18 protein-coding genes are annotated in these 22,449 nt (G+C 71.8%); 12 read left to right on the top strand and 6 right to left on the bottom strand.

Translation table 11 applies throughout. The features are described from left to right. Positions 1-12: 12 nt before the first annotated feature. Genes AB0B29_RS36200 through AB0B29_RS36190 form a run of 3 tightly spaced genes read left to right on the top strand, consistent with a single transcriptional unit; the run spans position 13 to position 3,027 of the window. A complete protein-coding gene (locus AB0B29_RS36200; RefSeq protein ID WP_362246839.1) occupies positions 13-996 on the top strand; it encodes a Bug family tripartite tricarboxylate transporter substrate binding protein in 984 nt (327 codons plus the stop codon). After that, complete coding sequence (locus AB0B29_RS36195) at positions 993-1,532, top strand: tripartite tricarboxylate transporter TctB family protein (RefSeq protein ID WP_362246739.1); 540 nt, start codon at positions 993-995, stop codon at positions 1,530-1,532. The genes AB0B29_RS36200 and AB0B29_RS36195 overlap by 4 nt, the downstream gene beginning before the upstream one ends. A gap of 1 nt (position 1,533) precedes the next feature. Beyond that, on the top strand, positions 1,534-3,027 hold the full coding sequence (locus AB0B29_RS36190; RefSeq protein WP_362246737.1) for a tripartite tricarboxylate transporter permease: 1,494 nt from the start codon (positions 1,534-1,536) through the stop codon (positions 3,025-3,027). 150 nt (positions 3,028-3,177) lie between these two features. Here AB0B29_RS36190 and efeB read toward each other — a convergent pair whose 3' ends face one another. Together efeB and efeU are read right to left on the bottom strand one after the other, a co-directional pair. Further along, positions 3,178-4,449 carry an iron uptake transporter deferrochelatase/peroxidase subunit gene (gene efeB / locus AB0B29_RS36185; protein WP_362246735.1) on the bottom strand — a complete coding sequence of 424 codons (1,272 nt, stop codon included), beginning with the start codon at positions 4,447-4,449 and terminating at the stop codon, positions 3,178-3,180. A 50-nt stretch (positions 4,450-4,499) separates the two neighbouring features. Further along, entirely contained in the window at positions 4,500-6,614 is a 2,115-nt protein-coding gene (gene efeU, locus AB0B29_RS36180) for an iron uptake transporter permease EfeU (protein ID WP_362246733.1), read from the bottom strand. Positions 6,615-6,893: 279 nt separating this feature from the next. Between efeU and AB0B29_RS36175 the strand changes: the two genes are divergently transcribed. The 6 genes from AB0B29_RS36175 (at position 6,894) to AB0B29_RS36150 (ending at position 16,328) form a co-directional block, all read left to right on the top strand. Next, positions 6,894-7,994 carry a GDSL-type esterase/lipase family protein gene (locus AB0B29_RS36175; RefSeq protein WP_362246731.1) on the top strand — a complete coding sequence of 367 codons (1,101 nt, stop codon included), beginning with the start codon at positions 6,894-6,896 and terminating at the stop codon, positions 7,992-7,994. 305 nt (positions 7,995-8,299) lie between these two features. Continuing rightward, positions 8,300-9,931 carry a cellulase family glycosylhydrolase gene (locus tag AB0B29_RS36170; RefSeq protein ID WP_362246729.1) on the top strand — a complete coding sequence of 544 codons (1,632 nt, stop codon included), beginning with the start codon at positions 8,300-8,302 and terminating at the stop codon, positions 9,929-9,931. Between the two features lie 205 nt (positions 9,932-10,136). Continuing rightward, a complete protein-coding gene (locus AB0B29_RS36165) occupies positions 10,137-11,252 on the top strand; it encodes an acyltransferase family protein (RefSeq protein ID WP_362246727.1) in 1,116 nt (371 codons plus the stop codon). A gap of 125 nt (positions 11,253-11,377) precedes the next feature. Next, positions 11,378-12,415 carry a LacI family DNA-binding transcriptional regulator gene (locus tag AB0B29_RS36160; RefSeq protein ID WP_362246725.1) on the top strand — a complete coding sequence of 346 codons (1,038 nt, stop codon included), beginning with the start codon at positions 11,378-11,380 and terminating at the stop codon, positions 12,413-12,415. A gap of 190 nt (positions 12,416-12,605) precedes the next feature. Next, a complete protein-coding gene (locus AB0B29_RS36155) occupies positions 12,606-15,071 on the top strand; it encodes a CBM35 domain-containing protein (protein WP_362246723.1) in 2,466 nt (821 codons plus the stop codon). A 198-nt stretch (positions 15,072-15,269) separates the two neighbouring features. Continuing rightward, complete coding sequence (locus AB0B29_RS36150; RefSeq protein WP_362246721.1) at positions 15,270-16,328, top strand: sporulation protein; 1,059 nt, start codon at positions 15,270-15,272, stop codon at positions 16,326-16,328. A gap of 149 nt (positions 16,329-16,477) precedes the next feature. Here AB0B29_RS36150 and AB0B29_RS36145 read toward each other — a convergent pair whose 3' ends face one another. Both AB0B29_RS36145 and AB0B29_RS36140 read right to left on the bottom strand, forming a co-directional pair. Continuing rightward, positions 16,478-17,509 (bottom strand): M56 family metallopeptidase, encoded by a 1,032-nt coding sequence (locus tag AB0B29_RS36145; RefSeq protein ID WP_362246719.1) that lies wholly within the window; start codon positions 17,507-17,509, stop codon positions 16,478-16,480. 6 nt (positions 17,510-17,515) lie between these two features. Beyond that, positions 17,516-17,902 (bottom strand): BlaI/MecI/CopY family transcriptional regulator, encoded by a 387-nt coding sequence (locus AB0B29_RS36140; protein WP_362246717.1) that lies wholly within the window; start codon positions 17,900-17,902, stop codon positions 17,516-17,518. Positions 17,903-18,046: 144 nt separating this feature from the next. On the opposite strand from AB0B29_RS36140, the gene AB0B29_RS36135 reads away from it, so the two are divergent. The 3 genes from AB0B29_RS36135 to AB0B29_RS36125 all read left to right on the top strand — a co-directional run bounded on the left by AB0B29_RS36135 (position 18,047) and on the right by AB0B29_RS36125 (position 19,606). Then, positions 18,047-18,622 carry a TerD family protein gene (locus AB0B29_RS36135; RefSeq protein WP_362246715.1) on the top strand — a complete coding sequence of 192 codons (576 nt, stop codon included), beginning with the start codon at positions 18,047-18,049 and terminating at the stop codon, positions 18,620-18,622. A 79-nt stretch (positions 18,623-18,701) separates the two neighbouring features. Further along, positions 18,702-19,367 carry a hypothetical protein gene (locus AB0B29_RS36130; protein ID WP_362246713.1) on the top strand — a complete coding sequence of 222 codons (666 nt, stop codon included), beginning with the start codon at positions 18,702-18,704 and terminating at the stop codon, positions 19,365-19,367. Then, the gene (locus tag AB0B29_RS36125) at positions 19,355-19,606 is read left to right on the top strand and encodes a twin-arginine translocase TatA/TatE family subunit (RefSeq protein ID WP_362246711.1); all 252 of its coding nucleotides are present in this window, start codon (positions 19,355-19,357) and stop codon (positions 19,604-19,606) included. The genes AB0B29_RS36130 and AB0B29_RS36125 overlap by 13 nt, the downstream gene beginning before the upstream one ends. 11 nt (positions 19,607-19,617) lie before the next feature. Here AB0B29_RS36125 and htpG read toward each other — a convergent pair whose 3' ends face one another. Beyond that, a complete protein-coding gene (gene htpG, locus AB0B29_RS36120; protein WP_362246709.1) occupies positions 19,618-21,516 on the bottom strand; it encodes a molecular chaperone HtpG in 1,899 nt (632 codons plus the stop codon). An 85-nt stretch (positions 21,517-21,601) separates the two neighbouring features. Next, positions 21,602-22,306: a class F sortase gene (locus tag AB0B29_RS36115; protein ID WP_362246707.1), complete on the bottom strand. Its 705-nt coding sequence runs from the start codon at positions 22,304-22,306 to the stop codon at positions 21,602-21,604. Between the last annotated feature and the right edge of the window lie 143 nt (positions 22,307-22,449).

The following is a 22,449-nucleotide window of genomic DNA, read 5'->3' as shown; positions in this document are numbered from 1 at the left end:
GTGGTGGCACTCGTGCGCCTGCGCACCCCCCTCGCCCTGCTCGGGGCCGCTGTGCTCGTGCTCGTCGGACCCCCGCTGCTGACCACCGGCAGCGGCTCCGAGACCGGCACGCAGATCCCGGGCCTGCGCTTCATGGTCCCCAACACGCCCGGCGGCGGCTACGACATCACGGCCCGGACGGCGGCGAAGAACGCCGAGGACGCAGGGCTGACCCACAACATCGAGGTGTTCAACCTGCCCGGCGCCGGCGGCACCGTGGGCTTGAGCCGGCTGGTGAGCGAACACGGCAACGGCAAGCTCGCCATGTCCATGGGGCTCGGGGTGGTGGGCGCCGTCCGCTCCAACGACGCCCCCAAGACGCTCGGGGACACCACGCCGATCGCCCGGCTCACCGAGGAGCAGGACGTGGTGGTCGTGGCGAAGGACTCGCCGTACCGGACGATCGACGACCTGATCGGCGCCTGGAAGGAGAACCCGGGCAAACTCCCCGTGGGTGGCGGCTCGTCGCCCGGCGGGCCGGACCACCTCGCGCCGATGCTGATGGCGCGGGCCGCCGGGATCCCGCCGAAGCAGGTCAACTACATCCCCTTCGACGGCGGTGGCGAGCTGCTCGCCTCGATCCTCGGCAACAAGGTCGCCTTCGGTGTCTCCGGGGTCGGCGAGTACCAGGACCAGATCAAGGCGGGCGAGCTGCGTCTCCTCGCGGTCACCGGCCCGGAACGCGTCGACGGCCTGGACGCTCCCACGCTGAAGGAGGCGGGCTACGACGTGAACTTCACCAACTGGCGCGGGATCGTCGCCCCGCCCGGCCTGAACGACGGAGAGCGCGACAAGCTCGTGAAGCTGGTCGAAGAGCTCCACGACTCGGACGAGTGGCGCACGTCCCTGGCGCAGAACGGCTGGGACGACGCCTTCCTCACCGGCGAGAAGTTCGGCGCGTTCCTCGACGCCGAGGACAAGCGCGTGGTTTCGGTGCTGAAGGAGCTGGGACTGTGACGACGCAGACCGACATACCCACCGCCGAGACCGGTGGCGAACGGCGCTCGTGGCTGCGCGAGCACTCCGAACTCGGCGTGTGCGTCCTGCTGCTGGCGCTCGGCGTCCTGGTGCTGACCGACGCGCTCACCATGGACGTCGACATCGCCCAGCGCGGCCCGGTCGGACCGAAGACCGTGCCGGTCGTGGTCGGCGCCGGCCTGCTGGTGATCGCCGCCCTGCTCGCCCTGGACGTGCTGCGCGGCGGCAGGGGCCAGGCCGAGGGCGGAGAGGACATCGACCTGTCCGAGCCCGCCGACTGGCGCACGGTGCTGCTGCTGGCCGGGGTGTTCCTCGGGTCGGCCGTGCTGATCGAGCCGGTCGGCTTCCCCGTGGCGGGCGCGCTGCTGTTCTGGGGCGCGGCGTTCGCGCTGGGCAGTCGCCGGACGGACCGCGATCCGCTCATCGCCGCCGGGCTCTCCCTCGTCACCTACACCGTCTTCAACAACCTGCTCGGAGTGCCCCTGCCCGGTGGTCCGCTGATGGGAGTGCTGTGACATGAACGCCCTCAACTCCCTTCTGGACGGCTTCGGTACCGCCCTCACCCCGATCAACCTGCTGTGGGCCGCGATCGGTGTGCTGCTCGGCACGGCGATCGGCGTGCTGCCCGGCATCGGCCCGGCGATGGCGGTGGCCCTGCTGCTGCCGGTGACGTACGGGCTCGACCCGATCGGCGCGTTCATCATGTTCGCGGGCATCTACTACGGTGCGATGTTCGGCGGTTCCACCACTTCCATCCTGCTCAACACACCTGGTGAGAGCGCGGCGGTGGTGGCGGCCATGGAGGGCAACCCCATGGCCAAGTCCGGGCGCGGCGCGCAGGCCCTGGCGGCAGCGGCGATCGGGCACTTCGCGGGCGGCATGGTCGGCACGCTGCTGCTCGTGGCGCTCGCGCCGACGGTGGCGAAACTCGCCGTCGACATCGGCGCGCCGGACTACTTCGCCATCATGGTGCTGGCCTTCATCGCGGTGACCTCGGTGCTGGGTTCGTCCCGCATCCGCGGTCTCGCCTCCCTGCTGATCGGCCTCACCCTGGGCCTGGTGGGCCTGGACCAGATGACCGGTCAGCAGCGCCTCACCTTCGGTTCGCTCCAACTGGCCGACGGCATCGACGTGGTGATCGTCGCGGTCGGTCTCTTCGCGATCGGCGAGGCGCTGTGGGTGGCGGCGCACCTGCGGCGCAGGCCGCCCGAGCCGATCCCGGTGGGGCGTCCCTGGCTGGGCCGCGGGGATGTGAGCCGGACCTGGAAGTCGTGGCTGCGCGGTCCGTTCATCGGCTTCCCGTTCGGCGCGATCCCGGCGGGCGGCGCGGAGATCCCGACCTTCCTGTCGTACGTGACGGAGAAGCGCCTGTCCAAGCACAAGGACGAGTGGGGCAAGGGCGCCATCGAGGGTGTCGCCGGTCCGGAGTCGGCGGCGTCGGCCTCGGCGGCGGGCACCTTGGTGTCGATGCTGACCCTGGGCCTGCCGACCACGGCGGTCGCGGCCGTCATGCTGGCCGCCTTCCAGCAGTACGGCATCCAGCCGGGCCCGCTGCTGTTCGAGCGGGAACCCGACCTGGTGTGGGGCCTGATCGCCTCCCTGTTCGTCGGCATGGTGCTGCTGCTCGCCCTGAACCTGCCGCTGGCGCCGGTGTGGGCGAAACTGCTGCGCATCCCGCGGCCGTACCTGTACGCCGGGATCATGTTCTTCGCGGCGGTCGGCGCGTACGCCGTCGGCGGTGAGGTGATCGACCTGGTGATCCTGCTGATCATCGGTCTGATCGGCTTCGGCATGCGCCGCTACGGGCTGCCCGTGCTGCCCGCCGTGATCGGCGTCATCCTCGGCCCGAACGCCGAGCAGCAGTTGCGGCGGGCCCTGCAGATCAGCGACGGCAGTGTCACGGGGCTGGTCAACACGCCGTTCGCGGTGACCGTGTACGCGGTGATCGTGCTGCTGCTGGTGTGGCCGCTGCTGCGGAAGGCGGTGCCGCGCGGCGGCGCCGAGGTCTGAGGTCCGGCCGTCGCGGCGCCCGTTCCCGGAGGCCGCGACGGCTGCGGATCTGCCCTCCCACCGGTCGCGGCGACCCGTACGCGCGGTCCTGAACCTCGCGCGTGCGGGTCGCCGTGCGTCCGGGGGCCGCGTTCGGCTCGGGCCCGGACGTCAGGCGGAGAGCAGTCCCCTGCCCAGCCAGTCGGAGGAGTCCCGCACACCGGGCAGGGCGAAGAAGTAGCCGCCGCCGGTCGGGGAGATGTAGTCGACGAGGGGTTCGTCGATCAGCCGGGTCTGGGTGGCTTCGAACTGGCGGCGCACGTCCTGCTGGTAGCAGCAGAAGACCAGCCCCATGTCGAGGTTCCCGACGCTGTCGACTCCCCGGTCGTAGTTGTAACCCCGGCGGAGGATGCGGGAGTTGTCGGTCTTCGGGGTGCGGGGGTTGGCGAGCCGGATGTGCGCGTCGAGCGGGATCGCCGTGCCGTGCGGGTCCTTGGCGTAGTTCGGGCTGTCGGTCTCCCGGGCACCGTCCAGCGGGGCTCCGGTGTCCTTGCGCCGGCCGAACATCAGCTCCTGCTCGGACAGCGAGACCCGGTCCCAGAACTCGACGAGCATCCGGATGATCCGGACGACCTGATAGCTGCCGCCGGCCGTCCACGCGGGCTCGCCCTGCCCCTGGACCCACACCAGGTGGTCCATCTCGCGGGCCGAGGCGACGTCCGGGTTGGCGATGCCGTCCTTGAAGCCCAGCAGGTTGCGCTGCGCGCCACTGGGCCGGGGCACGCTCTGGAAGCCGTCGACGCGCCACCGGATCTGCAGTGCGCCCCGGGTGTGCTTGGCGATGTCGCGCAGCGCGTGCAGCACGGTGTCCTGGCGGGCCGCGCAGATCTGCAGGGACAGGTCGCCGTGGCATTCGGCGGGGTTCAGGTTGTCGTTGGGGAAGGTCCGCATGGGCGTGAGCCGGTGCGGTTTGGCCGGGGCGAGTCCGTAGCGGTCGTCGAAGAGGGAGGCGCCGACCCCCACGGTGACGGTGAGCGCGTCGGCCGGTACGACGGGGCCGAGGATGCCGTTGTCCGAGGGCGGGGCACCGACGCCGAGGTCCGCGGGCGTGCCGCCGGCGGTGAGGAAGCGGGCCCGGTCGGTGAGGGTCTTCAGCAGGTCGGCCAGTTCGGTACGGCTCTCGGCGATGACGTCGAAGGAGATGAAGGCGGCGGCCGGTGGAGCGGGGGTCAGGATCCCGGCCTGGTGGACCCCGTGGAAGGCCACCGGGCCGGAGCTCGGTTGTCCGGCCGCCCGGGCCGTGCCGCTGCCGCTCTCGGCGAGCGCGAGTCCTCCTCCGGCCAGGACCGCTCCGGCGGCGCCGGCGCCGAGGGCCGTCTTCACGAAGGAACGGCGGCCGGTGTGGGCGGGGCAGCCCGTCGGCGGCGTGTCGGCGGACGGCATGGAGGTCTTCCCTTCGGAGTTTTCTGCGGGGCGCGGTCGTCGCTCGGCGCTCATGCGGACTTCCTGATCTCGAGCAGGTCAGGTACCGGGGAGAGGTCTTCGAGGAGCTGCCCCGTGGCCCCGTCGATCCGGGCCTTCGCCGCCGGGTCGAGCCGGTCGACGGGGGTCCAGCGGTTGTCGTGGTGTGCGGAGTCGAGCAGTCGCTGCAGGCGGGCGATGTCCGCGTCGACGGCGGGCAGCAGCCGCGGAGCACGCGAGGTGAGCAAGGGCCGGAGCAGCGTGAGCAGTTCACGGGTGCCGGCGAGGTTGGCGTCGGCGGTGGCCAGCCCGGTGCCGCTCCCTTGGTCGCTGTCGCCGGTCAGTTCGAACTGGAGGGTGTTCTCGAGGATCTCGTGGGCGCGCAGGGGCAGGTCGGAGGGGTCGAAGTCCTGGTGCGGGAAAGCCTTTTGCAGCCCGGCGGCATCGTCGGCCAACTGCTGTGCCGGATCTTCGAGTTCCGCCGCGGACTGGCCGTGCCACAGCCCGTACTCGATCCGGTGGAAGCCGGTGAAGCCCTGGTCGCGCACGCCGCCCGGCAGCCCGTCGGGCCGTCCGTTGATCTTCTGGTCGAAGGCCTCGAAGGTGCCGTAGGCGGCGCCGAGGGAGGCGTAGGTGCGGTGGGCGGTCAGCCAGTCGGTGCGGGCGGCGTCCAGATGCCCGGCCCGGATGTCGTCGCTGAGCTGCCGCGTCTGGGTGACGAGCGTCGACAGGCCCCGGTTCACGTACGCTCTGTACGCCTGGAGCGGTGCGGTGAGATCCCTCTGGGTGACGGGGACCACGGCGTGGGCTCCGCCGGCTCCGGCGACACGGACCGCCTTCGAGGTGACGGCCTTGCCGTCGGTGGGCACACAACGCCACGCGTAGGTGCCGCCCGCCACGGTGGTGACGAGATCCCGGGTGGTGCCCGGGGCCAGGCCCTCGACCTCTCCGTACACCGCGTTCGAGGACGGGTCGATCAGGTACACCTCGGACGTCTGGTTGCCCGTGTTGTGCATCCGGAAGTCCTGCCGCCCCGGCTTCGGGGCGGTGAAGCCCTGACCACAGTCCGTCCCGGAGACGGCGACGGTCTGACCAGCGGCCGGCTTGGGGTGAGCCAGGGCCACGACGAGACCGGCGAGGAGGGCCGGGACGGTGACGACGGCGGCGGGGAGAAGCAGGCGGCGGGCCGCCGCCGGGCGGCCGGGCCCGTCGGACCGCGGGTTCGCCTGCGGGTCGGCGGGCCGGTCGGACCGCGGGTTCACCTGCAGGTCGGCGGGCCGGTCGGACCGCGGGTTCACCTGCGGGGGTGGCGTGGTGGCCCCGCGGGCTCCCGGCACTTGGCGCGCTCCCCGGACGAACAGCGGCATCACCACGGCGAGATAACCGGCGTATCCGGCCGCCTGGAGCCAGGTCATCGCCGGAGTCAGGTTGAGTACGCCCTGGAGCAGGGTGCTGTACCAGGAGCCGGCGTCGACGCTGCCGGTCAGGTCGAAGGCGAACGCCGTCCCGCCGGGCAGCACCCCACCCTCCTGGAGGTCGCGCAGCCCGTAGCCGAGGACGCCCGCGGCGATGACGACCAGCACCGCGCCGGTGACGGTGAAGAAGCGGGTGAGGTCGATGCGCAGCACCCGGCGGTAGAGACCCCAGCACAGGACGGCCGCGAGGACGAGCCCGGCACCCGCGCCGGCCAGCGGTCCCGCCGACTCGTCGGCCGCCCGGGCCGTGGTCCACAGGAACAGGGCGGTCTCGAGCCCCTCGCGTCCCACGGCGAGGAAGGAGGTCAGGATCAGGACGCCGGCGCCCATGGTCAGCGCCTCGGTGACCTTCTCCCTGAGCTCGCCCGCGAGGCTGCGGGCGGACCGTCGCATCCAGAAGACCATCGCGGTGACGAAGGCGACGGCGACGATGCTCAGGGCTCCGCCGAAAGCCTCCTGTGCGGTGGTGGAGAGGGAGGCGGCGGTGAAGGTCAGCACCGCGCCGAAACTCATCGACAGCGCGATCGCGGCCAGCACTCCGGTCCACACCTGCGCCAGTCGCGAACGGGCCCCGGCCCGCACGAGGGTGGCGACCAGCACGGAGACGACGAGCCCCGCTTCCAGCCCCTCCCTCAGCCCGATCAGAAAGCTCGGAAACGAGTCGTCCCACATGTTGCCTGGCCCTCCCGGCCCAACGCCCCGGCGCCCCACAGGGCGAGTTAGCCAAGGCATGCCTTACCGACGCCGACCATCATGGACTCGACTCTCTGGGCATCCGGTCATGAATGCCTCATGGCCCGGCAAAGGTCATCAAGGGGCACCGAGGGATGATCGTCACCGATCGCCTTCGACTCCGCACCTCATCACCGCCCTCCCGCCCCTTGACGTGCGAATGACAACACTGGCTTGATGGGCTGGGAGCGCTCCCACCTCTCCAGGGAAGGGATCACCATGCACGGAACCCCCCACTCGTCCCCGCACTTACGGGCCGTATCCGTCCTCGGCCTCCTGGCCGCCCTGCTCCTCCCGCTCGTCATGACATCCGCACCCCGCGCGTCGGCCGCCACCGCGGCGGACCCCGTCCGGGTCATGCCGCTCGGCGACTCGATCACCGGCTCTCCGGGCTGCTGGCGGGCCGTGCTGTGGAACCGGCTGGTCGACAGCGGGTACAAGGACATCGACTTCGTCGGCACCCTCCCCCCGCAGGGCTGCGGGCAGGCGCACGACGGGGACAACGAGGGTCACGGCGGTGAGCTGGTCACCAACGTGGCGGACCAGAACCTGCTGCCCGGCCGGTTGTCCTCCACCCGTCCGGACATCGTTGTCATGCACTTCGGCACGAACGACGTCTGGAGCAGCATCGCCCCCGACCGCATCCTCGCCGCGTACACCACACTGGTGGGGCAGATGCGGGCCTCGAATCCGGACATGCGGATTCTGGTGGCGCAGCTGATCCCCATGAACCCCAGCACCTGCGCGGCCTGTGCGCAGCGCGTCGTCGATTTCAACGCGCGCGTTCCCGGCTGGGCCCGGGCGACGGGCACCGAGCGCTCACCCGTCACCGTGGTCGACCAGTGGACCGGCTTCAGCACGGCCACCGACACCTACGACGGTGTGCACCCCAACGCCTCCGGGGACGCCAAGATCGCGGCCCGCTGGTTCCCGGCCCTGGCGGCGGCCCTCGACGCCGGAGTGCCGCAGGACCCGGGCGGCCCGGGCGGGGACCCCACCGCATGCACCGCGCGCTTCCGGGCCGTCTCCGTCTGGCAGGGCGGCTATCAGGGCGAGGTGACGGTGACGAACACGTCGGGCTCCGCCGTCCGGGGCTGGACCGCGACCGTCGTACCGGCGGGCGGGGCGCGTCTGGCCCAACTCTGGAACGGCTCCCTCACCACTGCCGCCGACGGCGCGGCCACCGTCACCGACGCGGGGTGGAACGGGGCCCTCGCCCCCGGCGCGAGCACCACGTTCGGTTTCGTCGCCACCGCCCCGCCGACGGCCGGTGCCCCGGAGGCGACCGTCACCTGCGCCGGGAAGGCACCCGCCGGGTGACGCCCGCGCCGGACCGGAAGCGCCCAGGCACGGGCGCACCCGGACGGCCTGTCCGAACCCGGCCCACCCGAACCAGGTCCATCCGAACCCGGCCCTCTGGGACCGGGCACACCCGAACCCAGCCCACCCCGACCGGGCACACCCGAACCCGGCACACCCGAACCCGGCCCACCCGAACCCGGCCCACCCCGACCGGGCACACCCGAACCCGGTCCCGAACCGGACACCGACGGCAGGACCCCGTCCGGTTCGACAGCGCAACCGACAGCGAGCGAGTCCACTCGACCCCCACCTCTGGAGCCCTCATGAGACTCCGCCCCACCTCCCCACGCCCGGCCACCGTGGCCGCCGCCCTGCTCGCCCTCTTCCTGTCCTTCCTCGTTCTGACCCCGCCGGCCCAGGCCGCGCCCACCGGCTTCCGGGTGCAGAACGGCCGGCTATTGGAGGCCGGCGGGAACGACTTCGTGATGCGGGGCGTCAACCACGCCCACACCTGGTATCCGGACCGCGTCAGCTCCCTCGCCCACATCAAGGCCAAGGGCGCCAACACCGTGCGCGTGGTCCTCTCCAGCGGCGACCGCTGGACCCGCAACGACGCCGCCGACGTGGCGAACGTGGTCTCCCAGTGCAAGCAGAACCGGCTGATCTGCGTCCTGGAGGTGCACGACACCACGGGTTACGGCGAGCAGAGCGGAGCCGTGTCGCTCTCCCGGGCCGCCGACTACTGGATCGACATGAAGAGCGTGCTGGCCGGCCAGGAGGACTACGTCATCGTCAACATCGGCAACGAGCCGCACGGCAACACCGGCTACGCGGCGTGGACGGCCGACACCAAGGCCGCGATCGTCAAGCTCCGCGACGCCGGGTTCGACCACACGATCATGGTCGACGCGCCCAACTGGGGCCAGGACTGGGCGTTCACGATGCGCGACAACGCCGCCTCGGTCTTCGCCGCCGACCCCGACGCCAACACGGTCTTCTCGATCCACATGTACGGCGTCTTCGACACCGCCACCGAGATCACCGACTACCTGAACCGGTTCGTCACCGCCCGGCTGCCCATCGTCATCGGCGAGTTCGGCCACGACCACTCGGACGGCAACCCCGATGAGGACACCATCCTGGCGGTGGCCCAGCAGCTCCGGCTCGGCTACCTCGGCTGGTCGTGGAGCGGCAACGGCGGCGGCGTCGAGTACCTGGACCTGGTGACGAACTTCGACCCGGACCGGCTCACCTCCTGGGGACAGCGACTCTTCAACGGCGCGAACGGCATCGCGGCCACGGCCAAGGAGGCCGCGATCTACGGCTCCGGCGGGGGCGACACCACTCCCCCGACGGCCCCCGGAACCCCCACCGCCTCCGGTGTGACGTCCTCGTCCGCCACCCTGACCTGGGCCGCCGCCTCCGACGCGACGGGCGTCACCGGCTACGACGTCGTGCGGGTCAGCGGCGGCTCCGAGTCCGCCGTCACCAGCACGGCGAAGACCACCGCCACCCTCACCGGCCTGTCCCCCGCGACCTCCCACACCTTCGCCGTCTATGCCCGCGACGCCGCCGGCAACCGCTCGCCCCGCTCGGGCACGGTGACGGTCACGACCCCGTCCGGCGGCTCGCCCTCGTCCTGCGGTGTCGGCTACCGGGTGACGGGCAGCTGGCCCGGCGGCTTCCAGGGCGAGATCGTCCTCCGCAACACGGGCACGTCGGCGATCAACGGCTGGACGCTGCGCTGGACCTTCCCGGACAGCCAGCGCATCACCAACCTGTGGGGCGGTACGGCCACCCAGACCGGCTCCGCGGTGAGCGTGGCGGCAGCCTCTTACACCGCGACGATCCCCGCGTCGGGATCGGTCACCCTCGGCTTCACGGCCTCCCGGTCGACGGCCAACGCCAGCCCGACGGCCTTCACCCTGAACGGCGCCGACTGCTCCGTGAGCTGACCGTCCCCGTACGGCGGTGCCGCCGCGGCTCCGGTCGCGGCGGCACCCCCTCGATGTGATCCGCGCTACAGCCGCACGGAAAGCGGTTTACGTCGTTCCGCAGGGGTCAGGCGGCGGGGATGTCGCACCGGCACCTCATCGCCGTATCTCCGGCAAGACGCGCATACGCCCGTCCGGGTTCCCCGCAGTCCGGGCGGGAGGCGTGATGAGCGAGGACACCCTGCGCATCCGCGCGGTCCCGAGCAAAGCGGCGGAACGGAAGACGCAGTCCGCGCCGGAGCCGGCCGGCCGCCGGGACGCGTTCTTCGACAACGCGAAGTACCTGGCGATCGTGCTGGTGGCGATCGGGCACTCCTGGGAGCCGCTGCGGGACGGCAGCCGGGCGGCCTCCGCGCTCTACATGGTCGTGTACGCCTTCCACATGCCGGCGTTCATCGTGATCTCCGGCCACTTCTCGCGCTCCTTCGACGCGAGCCCGGGGCGGATCAGGCGCCTGATCACCGGGCTGGCGGTGCCGTACATCGTGTTCGAGACGGCGTACACCCTGTTCACCCGGTGGACCGACCAGGAACCGGACCGGCCGGTGACCCTGCTGGACCCGCTCTACCTGACCTGGTTCCTGATCGCCCTGTTCATCTGGCGGCTGACCACGCCGATCTGGCAGCGTGTGCGGTGGCCGCTGCCGGCCGCCCTGGTCATCGCAATGCTGGCGACGCTCTCGCCGTCCATCGGCAACGACCTCGACCTGCAGCGCACGCTGCAGTTCCTGCCGTACTTCGTCCTCGGTCTGCTGCTGCGTCCCGAGCACTTCCGGCTGGTGCGGCGCCGTGCGGCGCGGATCCTCGCCGTGCCGGTCTTCGCCGGTGCGCTCGTCGTGGCCTACTGGGCGGTGCCGCGGATGAGCGGTGCCTGGTTCTACCACCGTGACAGCGCCGAGGAACTGGCCGCACCCGCCTGGTACGGGCCCGCGATGACGCTGGTGACGTTCGGTTGCTCGCTTGTCCTCGTCGCCTGCTTCCTTGCCTGGGTGCCCGGCCGCCGCATGTGGTTCACGGTGCTGGGCGCGGGCACGCTGTACGGCTACCTGCTGCACGGCTTTGTCGCGCAGGCATCCAAGTTCTGGGGCTGGTACGAGCCGTCGTGGGTGCACCGGCCCCCGGGCGAGATTTTGGTGACGGTCGTCGCCGCGCTGCTCGTGACCGTGCTGTGCACCCCTCCGGTGCGGCGGGTGTTCCGCTGGGTGATCGAGCCCGACATGGCCTGGGCGTTCCGCAGGGACGCACGCGAACAGGCACGGGAGCGGAACGCCGTACGGGCGTGAGCGGCCCGGCCCGGGAGCCGGCCGCCGCTTCGTGCCGCGGCCGGCCGCGGGGCGTGTGAAGCGCATCCCGGCTCGCCCGTTACCCTCCCTTGACGATCCACGGGTGACCGATCACAATTCTCGGCATGAATGTGACCGGTCACACCAAGCGTCAGGCGAGCATCCGGGATGTCGCCACGGCCGCGGGGGTCTCCTACCAGACGGTCTCGCGGGTGATCAACGGTCACCCCAGCGTCCGGCCGTCCACCCGGGAGCGGGTGCAGGCCGCCATCGAGGAGCTGGGGTTCCGGCGCAACGCCACCGCCCTCGCCCTGGCCAGCGGGCGCACCCGCACCGTGACCGTGCTGACCGCGAACACCACCCACTACGGCTACGCATCGATCCTGCAGGGCATCGAGGAGTCCGCCCGCGCCGCGTCCTACGCGGTCGGCATCGGCGTGCTGGAATCCGCCGACGACGCGGCCGTCGCCGCCGAAGTGCAGCGCGCGACGGACGCGGGCGGCGGGATCGTCGTGATCGCCTACGACCCGGCCGGTGTGCGGGCGCTGGGAGCCGTGCCGGCCGGGGTGCCGGTCGTGGGCGTGGTCGAGACCCCGGCGAGCCCGCCCGGCGGCGAGAGCCCCTGGGTGTGGACCGACGACCGCGAGGCCGCCTATCAGGCGACCCGCCATCTGCTCTCCCTCGGCCACGAGACCGTGCACTACGTCGCCATCCCCTCCAGCACCCGCCGCACCAGCGCCCGCACCGCAGGCTGGCGCCAAGCGCTGAAGGAGGCGGGCGCCCCGGAACCCCGTCCGGCGCAGGGCGGCTGGGGACCGGCGGGCGGTCACGCGGCGGCGCTGAAGCTGGCGCGGGACCCGTCCGTCACCGCGATCCTGTGCGGCAACGACGACCTCGCGCTCGGCGTGCTGCGCGCCCTGCACGAGTCGGGCCGGTCGGTGCCCGGCGAGGTCAGCGTGGCCGGGTTCGACGACGCCCCGCACTCCGCCTTCCTCACCCCGTCGCTGACCACCGTGCGCCTGGACTTCACCGGCCTCGGCAGGGCCGCCTTCGCCCTGCTGCACGGCGCCCTGGAGGAGTCCGCCCCGGTCGCCCCGCATCCCGTGTCCGAACCGGAACTGGTCGTGCGGGAGAGCTCGGGTCCACCGCCCACCCGTGCCTGAACAGCCCCTGCGGGCACCGCAGTCGCGCGTTCGGCCTCCTGAACCGAACCCGACTGTGGCGAAAGACCGTGTCCGGAAATCACCAGTGGAGCCGTCAAGTGACCGGAGGTCCAGCAGCGTGATCACCCCCACCCGCACGAGATCCCGTACCGGAACCGCCCTGTTCGCAGCACTGCTTGGAGCAGCCGCCATGGCAGCGACCCTTCCCGCGACCGGGCCGGCTGCAGCCGCCGGTCCGCAGCGCCTGACCGTCGACCTGGACTCGTCCGAGGGCCCGGTGATGCTCGGCGCCAACGGCTCCCTCTACGGGCTCAGCGACGACGGGGTGCCCAGCGACGCCGTGCTGGAGCCGCTGAAGATCACCAGCGTCTCGCAGAAGCCGGAGGGCGGCGCGCAGCATCCCAACGGCGACGCGCTCACGGTCTCCAGGTCGTTCTTCCGCACCGGCGGCGGCGAGATCAACGTGATGATGCAGGACATCTACGCGAAGTGGCCGTACGAGGACCTCGGCATCGACGACTACCTCCCCAAGGTCGACAAGATCGTCAAGGAGATATCGGCCGACCCGAACAGCGACCGCTTCGTCTACATCCCGTTCAACGAGCCCGACCAGATCTGGTACAAGCTCGACGTCCAGGACCAGGCGCAGTACGAGAAGAACCGCGACCGGTTCTTCAAGGACTGGAAGACGGTGTACCAGCGGATCCGTGCGATCGACCCGGACGCGCGGATCGCAGGGCCCAACGAGGCCGGGTACCACACCCGCCTGCTGAGGGACTTCCTCGCTTTTGCGGAGCGGGAGGACGTGCTGCCGCAGGTGATGACCTGGCACGAGCTCGGCTCCGGTTCGCTGCGTGACTTCCAGGCGCACTACGACGACTACCGCTCGCTGGAGCGCGAGGCGGGCATAGCACCGCTGAAGATCAACATCGACGAGTACGCCAACCGCCGCGACCTGTCCGTGCCGGGGCAGCTCGTGCAGTGGGTGTCGATGTTCGAGCGCAACAAGGTGTACGCCAACATGGCGTACTGGGACGCCGCCGGCAACCTCAGCGGCCAGATGGTGCGCACCAACATCCCCAACGGTGGCTGGTGGCTGTTCCGCTGGTACGCGGGGCTGACCGGGAACACGGTGAAGGTCACGCCCCCGCAGCCGAACACCGTCGACACCCTCCAGGGCCTCGCCTCCCTGGACACCTCCCGCCGCCAGGCCCAGGTGCTGCTCGGGGGCGCGGACGGTGACGCGGACGTGGTCGTGCGCAACGTCCCGAGGGCCGCGTTCGGCCGTACGGTCACGGCGACCGTCGCCGAGGCCGCCTGGTCGGGGTACGAGGGGCAGCACGCGGCGCCGCGGGTCCTCGCGCGCACCAAGGTGAAGATCGCGGCGGACGGTTCGGCGACCGTCCCGCTGCGTGGCCTGCACAAGATGTCGGCGTACCGGATCGTCCTCACCCCCGGCGGCTCGGGCACCCCGTCCGCCGCTTCCGTCCCGTGGTCGGCGTCGTACGAGGCCGAGGACGCGGCCGTCACCGACGGCAAGGTCTACACCCAGGGCACGGTGAGCAACGCCAACGGCTACGCGGCCTCCGGCACCAAGGACGTGGGCTCCCTCAACCAGCCCGGCAGCCAGGTCGCGTTCACGGTGAACGTGCCGAAGGACGGCACCTACGACCTGGCGATCCTCTTCGGCAACCAGTCCGGCGGCCCCGCCACGCAGCAGCTGATCGTCGACGGCGCCGACCCGGTGACGGTCACCTACGCCTCGACCGAGAACTGGACCTACCGCGCCAAGAAGGACGTCGGCGTCCGGCTGACGGCGGGAACACACCGGTTGGTACTGGCCAAGGGCGACGCCGAGGTCACGCTCGACCGGATCGACCTGACGGCCCGCACGGGCGCGGCCTCCGCGTCGTACGAGGCCACCCTCGCGGACATCAGCGGCAAGCCGTCCTACGACTACACGTCCTCGGCCGGTGTGGGCACGGGCGCCCTGGTGCTGCGCCCGGGAGACAGGGCCGTCTTCGACGTCTACGCCCCGCGCGACGGCTACTACACGGTCACCCCGCGGGCCTCGGCCGCGGTGAAACTGGCCCTGCACGGCGAGACCGTCACGGCGGCGCCCAGCCGCCCGCTGCGGCTGTACCTCGTCGCGGGCAACAACCGGGTCGCGATGACGTCGGGCCACGCCGCCGTCCGCTCCCTCGACGTCTCGGGCGACGGCTCCGCCGAGGACACTCTCTCCTACGTGGCCGCCGCGGCCACGCTCGCGGGCGGCGCGAGGCTCGTCGACTCCCCGCACGCCTCCGCCGGCTCGTACATCGGCGAACTCGGCAACAGCCCTTCCAGCACCGCCGAGTTCACGGTGGACGCCCCCAGGTCCGGCCGGTACGTGCTGGTCGTCCACTACGCCCACAACGACCGCCGGGACAACGGCCACGCCTACAACACGGACATCATGTCCCGTACGGCGGACATCCGGGTCGGGAGCGCTCCGACCCGGAAGGTCACCTTCAAGAACACCTGGAGCGTAGACGACTACTGGACGGTCGGCGTCCCGGTCGATCTGGCGAAGGGAGCGAACAGGGTGACGTTCGGCAACGCCACCGCCTGGGCGCCGGACATCGACCGGATCGAGCTGGGCCGCGTCGTGGGCTGAGCCGTGCGGTGAGGGACGGATCCGGTGCCGCAGTCCGCCGTGGAGGCGGGCTGCGGCACCGTCGCGTCGGAGGGTGATCCCTTTTCGGCCAATCCCGTCGCTCGGGGACCCGCAACATGGTCTTCCTCCGTCCGCACCGCCTATGCTTCTACAAGCTTGTAGAAGACAGCACGCGTACATGAAGGAGTGGACGCCACCATGGTGTTCAAACGACTGCTCGGCGCGCTCGGTGTCGGCGGCCCCACGGTCGACACGGTTCTCGACCCCGCTCCCGTCCGGCCCGGCGGCACCCTCACCGGTCAGATCCACCTCGAGGGCGGCAAGGCCGACTTCGAGATCGAGCACATCACCCTGGAGCTGGTGGCCCGGGTCGAGGCGGAGCACCAGGGCGGTGAGAGCGAGGGCGTCGTGGCCTTCGACCGGTTCACCGTCGGCGGCGGTTTCCGGCTCGCGGAGGGCGAGCAGCGCAGCGTGCCGTTCAGCGTGGTCCTGCCGTGGGAGACGCCGGTCACCGAACTGCACGGGCAGAACCTGGGCGTGGTCCTCGGGGTGCGCACCGAGCTGTCGGTGGCCGGCGCGAAGGACAAGGGCGACCTGGACCAGCTGAACGTCTCGCCGCTGCCCGCGCAGGAGGCCGTGCTGGAAGCCCTCGGCGGGCTCGGCTTCGGCTTCAGGTCGGCCGACCTCGAGTACGGGCGCATCGGCGGTACGGGCCAGCGGCTGCCCTTCTACCAGGAGATCGAGCTCGTCCCCGCTCCGCAGTACGCGCAGCAGATCAACGAGATCGAGCTGACGTTCCTGGCGAACCCGGGCGGCATGGAGGTGGTGCTGGAGGCGGACAAGCGGGGCGGCATCCTGTCGCCCGGCCACGACGCCCTCACCCGGTTCACGGTCTCCCACGAGGGGGTGGGCCAGCAGGACTGGTCCTCGATCGTCGACGGCTGGATGCGGCAACTGGCTGAGCACCGGGCGTCGTACGGCGCCCCCGCCGGCTACGGCTCACCCATGGGCCACGGCTCCCCCGCCGGCTTCGGTTCGCCCGTGGGCCACGGCACCCCCGCCCCCTTCGGCGCGGGCGACCACGGGCACAGGGCGGAGCACCACGACGGCCGCCGCTCGGGCCCCGGCATGGGCACGGCCGTCGCCGCGGGTGCGGCCGGGCTGGCGGTCGGAGTCGTCGGCGGTATGGTCGCGGGCGAAGTCGTCGACGAGATCGGGGACTTCTTCGAGGGCGACGAGGAGGACGAGGAAGGCTGAGGCCACTGCTCGGCGGCTTCCCAGGTGGGACTTCCCGTGCCTGCCGGGTGCGGCGCCATTGTGGCTGGTCGCGCAGTTCCCCGCGCCCCTGAGGGCCCGCCCCGCCGGCAGCGCCGGGGCGGGCCGAGGCCACCGTTCGGGCACGCTGGTCAGAGCGGTGTCGCCGCGTGCAGGATGAGGACCATCGTGACCGCCGAGTTCGCCGACGACATCGCCGAGGCGGCCGTGCCCGCGGCCGCTCCCCACGCCGCCAGTCCGACCGCCGTGAACGCCGGCGGCCAGGGTCGCACGGCGGGGGCGGGGCCGAGCAGGGCCGCCACCCGGCGCGGTACCGGCCCGGGGGCGGCGAGTCCGGCGAGGGTGGGATGCGGGGTGCCCCGCGAGACGAGCGCGGCCGTGCCGATCGCCCGCGCCACCGTGCGGCGGCTGCCGATCGCCCGGGCCGCCTCCTCGTCCGCCCAGCGCTCCGCCGTGTACGCCACGGCGGTACGCAGCGGCCGCAGGAACGGGTTGGCGCGGGCGGCCAGTTGCACGGCGAGCAGGAAGCGGTCGTGGCGTGCTGCGAGGTGCGCCCGCTCGTGGGCGAACAGCGCCCGCCGCTCGTCCGGCCGCAGCCGGTCCAGCAGGGCGGTGCTCACCACGACACGGCCGCGCCCCCGGCCCGGGTCCCGGCCGGCGGCAGCCGCGACGGCCGGACCGCGCGCGCTCGCGGCGCGCCGCCGGCCGGCCGGCGGCGCCGCACCGCCACGGCGGCCTCCGGGCGGCAGCGCGTACGCGTAGGGCTCGGAGTCGGGCAGTACCGCCACCTCCGTCCCCCGCAGCCCGGCCAGCGCCAGGTGCGCCCGGCGGCGCACCCGCCCGTGCCGCCGCACCGTCCGGGCACAGGCGACGAGCACGGCGCACAGCGCGGGGATCGCGGCCTTGCCCACGACCTCGTCATGGGGCACCGCCGCCCGCACCTCGGGGTCGGACCAGCCGTCCGGCAGCGGATTGCCCGGCAGTTGGGCGGTGCCGACCACCATCACCAGCGCCAGGCACACCGTGCTGCACAGCGCCAGCACCACGGCCAGCACCGTCAGCAGCCGGGTAGCGGTGCGCGGATGCAGATGCTGTTCGGCCAGGCGCGCCACCGGCCAGGCCGTGAGCGGCAGGACGAGTGGCAGAAAGACGAAAACCCCCATGAGGCTTCAGTCGTCCCCTTCGCCCTGGGCCTGATCGAGCAGGTCACGCAGCAGCTGCTCCTCGTCCGGCCCCAGGCCGGTGACGAAGCTGGCCAGCACGGCCCCGCGGTCGCTCTCGGCGTCCAGCACCTTGCGCATCTTGCGGGCGGCCAGACCCGCCTGGTCCGAGGCCGGCGTCCAGGCGAAGGACCGGCCGACCCGCTCCCGGGTGACCGCGCCCTTGCCCAGCAGCCGGGTCAGGATCGTGATCACCGTCGTGTACGCGAGGTCACCGCCGAGGCGTTCCTGCACCCAGCCGGCCGTGGCCGGGCCGTCCGCCTCCCGCAGCGCCGACAGCACCAGCGCCTCCAGCTCGCCCTGTCCCCGTCGGGGTCGCTGCCCGGGATCCGTCACCGCCCTGCCTCCCTTACGCCGCCCTGCGTTGCCCTTGCGGCCATCGTATAGATCCGCCGACCCGAACCCGTCTACTTCTACAGTGCTGTAGATTTCAGAGTGGCAGCACACCGCACACGTCAAGCACTCAAGAAGGAGTATCCCGTGGGAGTTTCCCTGTCCAAGGGCGGCAACGTCTCACTCAGCAAGGAGGCGCCGGGTCTCACCGCCGTACTGGTCGGACTGGGCTGGGACGTGCGCACCACGACGGGCGTCGACTTCGACCTCGACGCCTCCGCCCTGCTCCTCGACGCCTCCGGCAAGGTCCCCTCGGACCAGCACTTCGTCTTCTACAACAACCTGAAGAGCCCGGACGGTTCGGTCGAGCACACCGGCGACAACCTCACCGGTGAGGGCGAGGGCGACGACGAGTCCGTCAAGGTGGACCTCGCCGCCGTGCCCGCCGACATCGACAAGATCGTGTTCCCGGTGTCGATCCATGACGCGGGCAACCGCGGCCAGAGCTTCGGACAGGTCAGCAACGCCTTCATCCGGGTCGTCAACCAGGCGGGCGGCCAGGAGATCGCCCGCTACGACCTGTCCGAGGACGCCTCCACGGAGACCGCGATGGTCTTCGGCGAGCTCTACCGGCACGGTTCCGAGTGGAAGTTCCGCGCGGTCGGCCAGGGCTACGCCTCGGGCCTGGCCGGCATCGCCTCCGACTTCGGCGTCAACGTCTGACACGGACCGACCGCGCCGCCGGGCCCGACCGCGTGTGACCGGACCCGGCGGCCGCATCACCAACCGACCGGGAGACCCTGTGGCCGACCTGTCCCGCCTCCGCCCGGACGACCGCGCGGACTTCGAAGCCGTACTGCACCACGCGCTGGGCACCGCGGACATCCGTGCCGCCCTGGGCGCCGACCCGACCGGCCGGGCGGCGGCGCACCTGCGCGCCCACGCGCTCGCCCACGCCGACGACATCGCGGCGGCGGCCGAGCACCCCTACCGCTCCTACCTCGCCGTGCGCAGAGCGGCCCGGCACGAGGCGCGACACCCGCTCGGCAGGGGCGAGCTGCTGCCGGCCCTCGCGGTGCTCACCCCGCTCGTGTCCGGCACCTCCGCCGCGGCACTGCTGCTGATCGGCGGCCTGCTCCACATCGCCGACGCCCTCGGTCCCCTGCCCGGATCGCTCGTGGCGGCCGGCTGGACCCTGGCGCTCGTGGCGGCCCTGACCGGCCTCGCCGCCCTGGCCGCACTGCTGCACACGGCCCTGCACCGGCGCGGTGCGCCCCCTGCCGCCGACCAGGTGGAGCACGCCCGGCTGGTCTGGCGGCAGGAGCTGCTCGACCGGGGGATGCTGCCCCACCTGCACCGGCACCTGGTGCCGCATCCAGAGACGGCGGTCACGCCGTGCTCCCCGCCCGATACGCTCACGCCGTGCCCGGCCCGGGCGAGAGAGGACAGGACACCATGTTCGGACTGAGCGAACTCGCGATCATTCTGATCGTCGTCATAGCCGTCGTCGGGATGAAGAAGCTCCCCGAGCTGACCCGCTCGGCCGGGAAGGCGGCCCGCATCCTCAAGGCCGAGGCACGCGCGGCGAAGGACGAGGAGGCGGGGACGGCCCCCGCGCCGCGGGTGGTCCAGGGCGAGGTCGTCCCGCCGGGCACCGGCACGACCCCGCCCGGCGCCCGGCCGGCCGGTGCCCCCGACCACCCCTGATCCGGCGCTGACTACAGCGTGCGCTCCAGGCGGTCCGCCACGAGCCTGACGAAGCGCGCCGGGTCCTTGGGCTGGCCGCCCTCCGCGAGCACCGCCAGGGTGTGCAGCAGTTCGGCGGACTCGGCGAGCTCCGTACGGTCCTCGCTCGCCCCGTACGCCTGGTGCAGGCCCTTCACCAGCGCATGGCCGGGGTTGAGCTCCAGGATCCGCTTGGTCCGCGGCACCTCCTGGCCCATCGCCCGGTACATGTTCTCCAGGGCCGGGGTCAGGTCGTGCGCGTCGGAGACGATGCAGGCCGGGGAGACCGTGAGCCGGGTGGACAGGCGGACCTCCTTGATGTCCTCGTCGAGCTGCTCCCGCATCCAGCCGAGCAGCCCGGCGTACTCCTCGGCCTGCTTCTCGCGCTCCTCGCCGGCCTTCTCCTCGTCCTCGGCGTCGAGGTCGATCTCGCCCTTGGTGACGGAGCGCAGCTTCTTGCCCTCGTACTCGCCGACGGCGTCGACCCAGACCTCGTCGACGGCGTCGGTGAGCAGCAGGACCTCGATGCCCTTGTCCCGGAACGCCTCCATGTGCGGGGAGTTCTCGATGCTCTGACGGGACTCGCCGGTGATGAACCAGATGTCGTCCTGGCCGTCCTTCATCCGCTCCACGTACTGCGCGAGCGTGGTCGGCTCGTCGTCGGAGTGCGTGGTCGCGAACGAGGAGACGGCGAGGATGGCGTCGCGGTTCTCCGAGTCGGTGACCAGGCCCTCCTTGAGGGCGGTGCCGAACTCCCGCCAGAACGTCGCGTAGCGCTCGGCGTCCTTCGTCCTGATCTCCTTGACCGTGGACAGCACCTTCTTGGTCAGCCGGCGCTGCATCATCCGGATGTGCCGGTCCTGCTGGAGGATCTCGCGGGAGACGTTGAGCGAGAGGTCCTGCGCGTCGACGACGCCCTTGACGAAGCGGAGGTACGGGGGCAGCAGCGCCTCGCAGTCGTCCATGATGAACACGCGCTTCACATACAGCTGGACGCCGCGCTTGAAGTCCCGCGTGAACAGGTCGTGCGGGGCGTGCGAGGGGACGAAGAGCAGGGCCTGGTACTCGAAGGTGCCCTCGGCCTGGAGCCGGATCGTCTCCAGAGGCTCGCGCCAGTCGTGGCTGATGTGCTTGTACAGCTCGTGGTACTCGTCGTCGGAGACCTCGTCCCGCGAGCGCGCCCACAGGGCCTTCATGGAGTTGAGCGTCTCGGGCTCGGGCGCGTCCTCCCCGTCACCCGGCTGCGGGACCATCCGGATCGGCCAGGTGATGAAGTCCGAGTAGCGCTTGACGATCTCCCGGATCTTCCACTCCGAGGTGTAGTCGTGCAGCTGGTTCTCGGGGTCGGCGGGCTTGAGGTGGAGCGTGACGGACGTGCCCTGCGGCGCGTCGTCGACCCGCTCCAGCGTGTACGTGGCCTCGCCGCGCGACGTCCAGCGGGTCCCCTGGCTCTCGCCGGCGCGGCGGGTGACCAGCGTGACCTCGTCGGCCGCCATGAAGCCGGAGTAGAAGCCGACACCGAACTGGCCGATGAGTCCCTCGGCCCCGCCCGCGTCCTTGGCTTCCTTCAGCTCCTTGAGGAACGTGGCCGTCCCCGAGTTGGCGATGGTGCCGATGAGCTGCCCGACCTCGTCGTACGACATGCCGATGCCGTTGTCCCGCACGGTGAGGGTGCGGGCCTCCTTGTCGACGTCTAGCTCGATGTGCAGGTCCGACACATCGGCGTCGAGGGAGTCGTCCCGCAGCTTCTCCAGACGCAGCTTGTCGAGCGCGTCGGAGGCGTTGGAGACGAGCTCCCGCAGGAAGACATCCTTGTTCGAGTAGACCGAGTGGATCATCAGCTGGAGCAGCTGACGCGCCTCTACCTGGAACTCAAACGTTTCGGTCGTCATGGTTCGCGAATCCCTCACAGGTCCCACAGTCGCCTGAACTGGTGACAGTCACTGTAAAACACCAAGTCAGGCCGGGGCCCGGAAGTCAGACGAGGTGGGCGAAGACGACCAGGTTCTCGGTGTAGTCGCGGGCCTGGCGGTCGTAGGAACCCGAGCAGGTGATGAGCCGGACCTGGGCCCTCGGTGTGTCGCCGTACACGCGCTCGCTGGGGAAGTCGTCCTTCTCGAAGGACTCCGCGGCGTCCACGGCGAAGGTCGCCCTGCTGCCGTCGGCCCGCACGACCTGGAACCGGTCGCCCTTCTTCAGTTCACCGAGCCCGGCGAACACGGCCGGGGAGGTCGCCGTGTCGACGTGCCCGGCGATGATCGCGGTGCCGGCCTCTCCGGGCGTGTGGCCCTTGGCGTACCAGCCGACGAGGTTGATGTCGTTCGGCGGCGGGGGCTCCAGCTGCCCGAGGTCGTTGATGGCGAGGTCGGTGAAGGGCGCGTCGACCGAGATCTTGGGGATCAGCAGCCGGACCGGCCGGGACCGCGGCAGGTGCGGGCCGTCGGACCGGTCCGGCGCCGTGGACGCGGGCGTGTCGGGCAGGTCGGGGACGGCCGAGGAGGCGGCCACGGCGGGCGGTGCCTGCGGCGGGCCGGCGTCGTCGGACGAGTCACCGCCGCCGCCGAACAGGTTCACGGTCAGCACGAGGGCGGCCACCGACCAGACCACCGTCACGACGGCGCGCAGCCGCCGCTTCGACGGCGCGGGGCCGAGGTCGGACAGGGCGGGGGGAGGGGCTGCCATCTGGGACCACCTCATTCGGGCACGGCAGCGGGCACGGCACGCGGGGGTCTCCTGACCAGCACGAACACCTCTCCGTGCGTCACTGGCGGACTCCCCGGGCCGGGTCGGAGGACCGCCTCGTCACCGTCGAGGTCCAGCTCGGC

This window comes from Streptomyces tibetensis, assembly GCF_040647715.1.
Classification (GTDB): domain Bacteria; phylum Actinomycetota; class Actinomycetes; order Streptomycetales; family Streptomycetaceae; genus Streptomyces; species Streptomyces tibetensis_A.
The sequence above is the reverse complement of the archived record's forward strand: the minus strand, read 5'-3'. Positions and strand labels throughout refer to the sequence as shown.

Excerpts from the sequence above, each read along its gene's own strand:
- AB0B29_RS36165 (WP_362246727.1), top strand. The coding sequence starts at position 10,137 with ATGAGCGAGGACACCCTGCGCATCCGCGCGGTCCCGAGCAAAGCGGCG.
- AB0B29_RS36150 (WP_362246721.1), top strand. The coding sequence starts at position 15,270 with ATGGTGTTCAAACGACTGCTCGGCGCGCTCGGTGTCGGCGGCCCCACG.
- AB0B29_RS36190 (WP_362246737.1), top strand. The coding sequence starts at position 1,534 with ATGAACGCCCTCAACTCCCTTCTGGACGGCTTCGGTACCGCCCTCACC.
- efeB (WP_362246735.1), bottom strand. The coding sequence starts at position 4,449 with ATGCCGTCCGCCGACACGCCGCCGACGGGCTGCCCCGCCCACACCGGC.
- AB0B29_RS36125 (WP_362246711.1), top strand. The coding sequence starts at position 19,355 with ATGTTCGGACTGAGCGAACTCGCGATCATTCTGATCGTCGTCATAGCC.
- AB0B29_RS36175 (WP_362246731.1), top strand. The coding sequence starts at position 6,894 with ATGCACGGAACCCCCCACTCGTCCCCGCACTTACGGGCCGTATCCGTC.
- AB0B29_RS36160 (WP_362246725.1), top strand. The coding sequence starts at position 11,378 with ATGAATGTGACCGGTCACACCAAGCGTCAGGCGAGCATCCGGGATGTC.
- AB0B29_RS36115 (WP_362246707.1), bottom strand. The coding sequence starts at position 22,306 with ATGGCAGCCCCTCCCCCCGCCCTGTCCGACCTCGGCCCCGCGCCGTCG.
- efeU (WP_362246733.1), bottom strand. The coding sequence starts at position 6,614 with ATGTGGGACGACTCGTTTCCGAGCTTTCTGATCGGGCTGAGGGAGGGG.
- AB0B29_RS36155 (WP_362246723.1), top strand. The coding sequence starts at position 12,606 with ATGGCAGCGACCCTTCCCGCGACCGGGCCGGCTGCAGCCGCCGGTCCG.
- htpG (WP_362246709.1), bottom strand. The coding sequence starts at position 21,516 with ATGACGACCGAAACGTTTGAGTTCCAGGTAGAGGCGCGTCAGCTGCTC.
- AB0B29_RS36145 (WP_362246719.1), bottom strand. The coding sequence starts at position 17,509 with ATGGGGGTTTTCGTCTTTCTGCCACTCGTCCTGCCGCTCACGGCCTGG.
- AB0B29_RS36170 (WP_362246729.1), top strand. The coding sequence starts at position 8,300 with ATGAGACTCCGCCCCACCTCCCCACGCCCGGCCACCGTGGCCGCCGCC.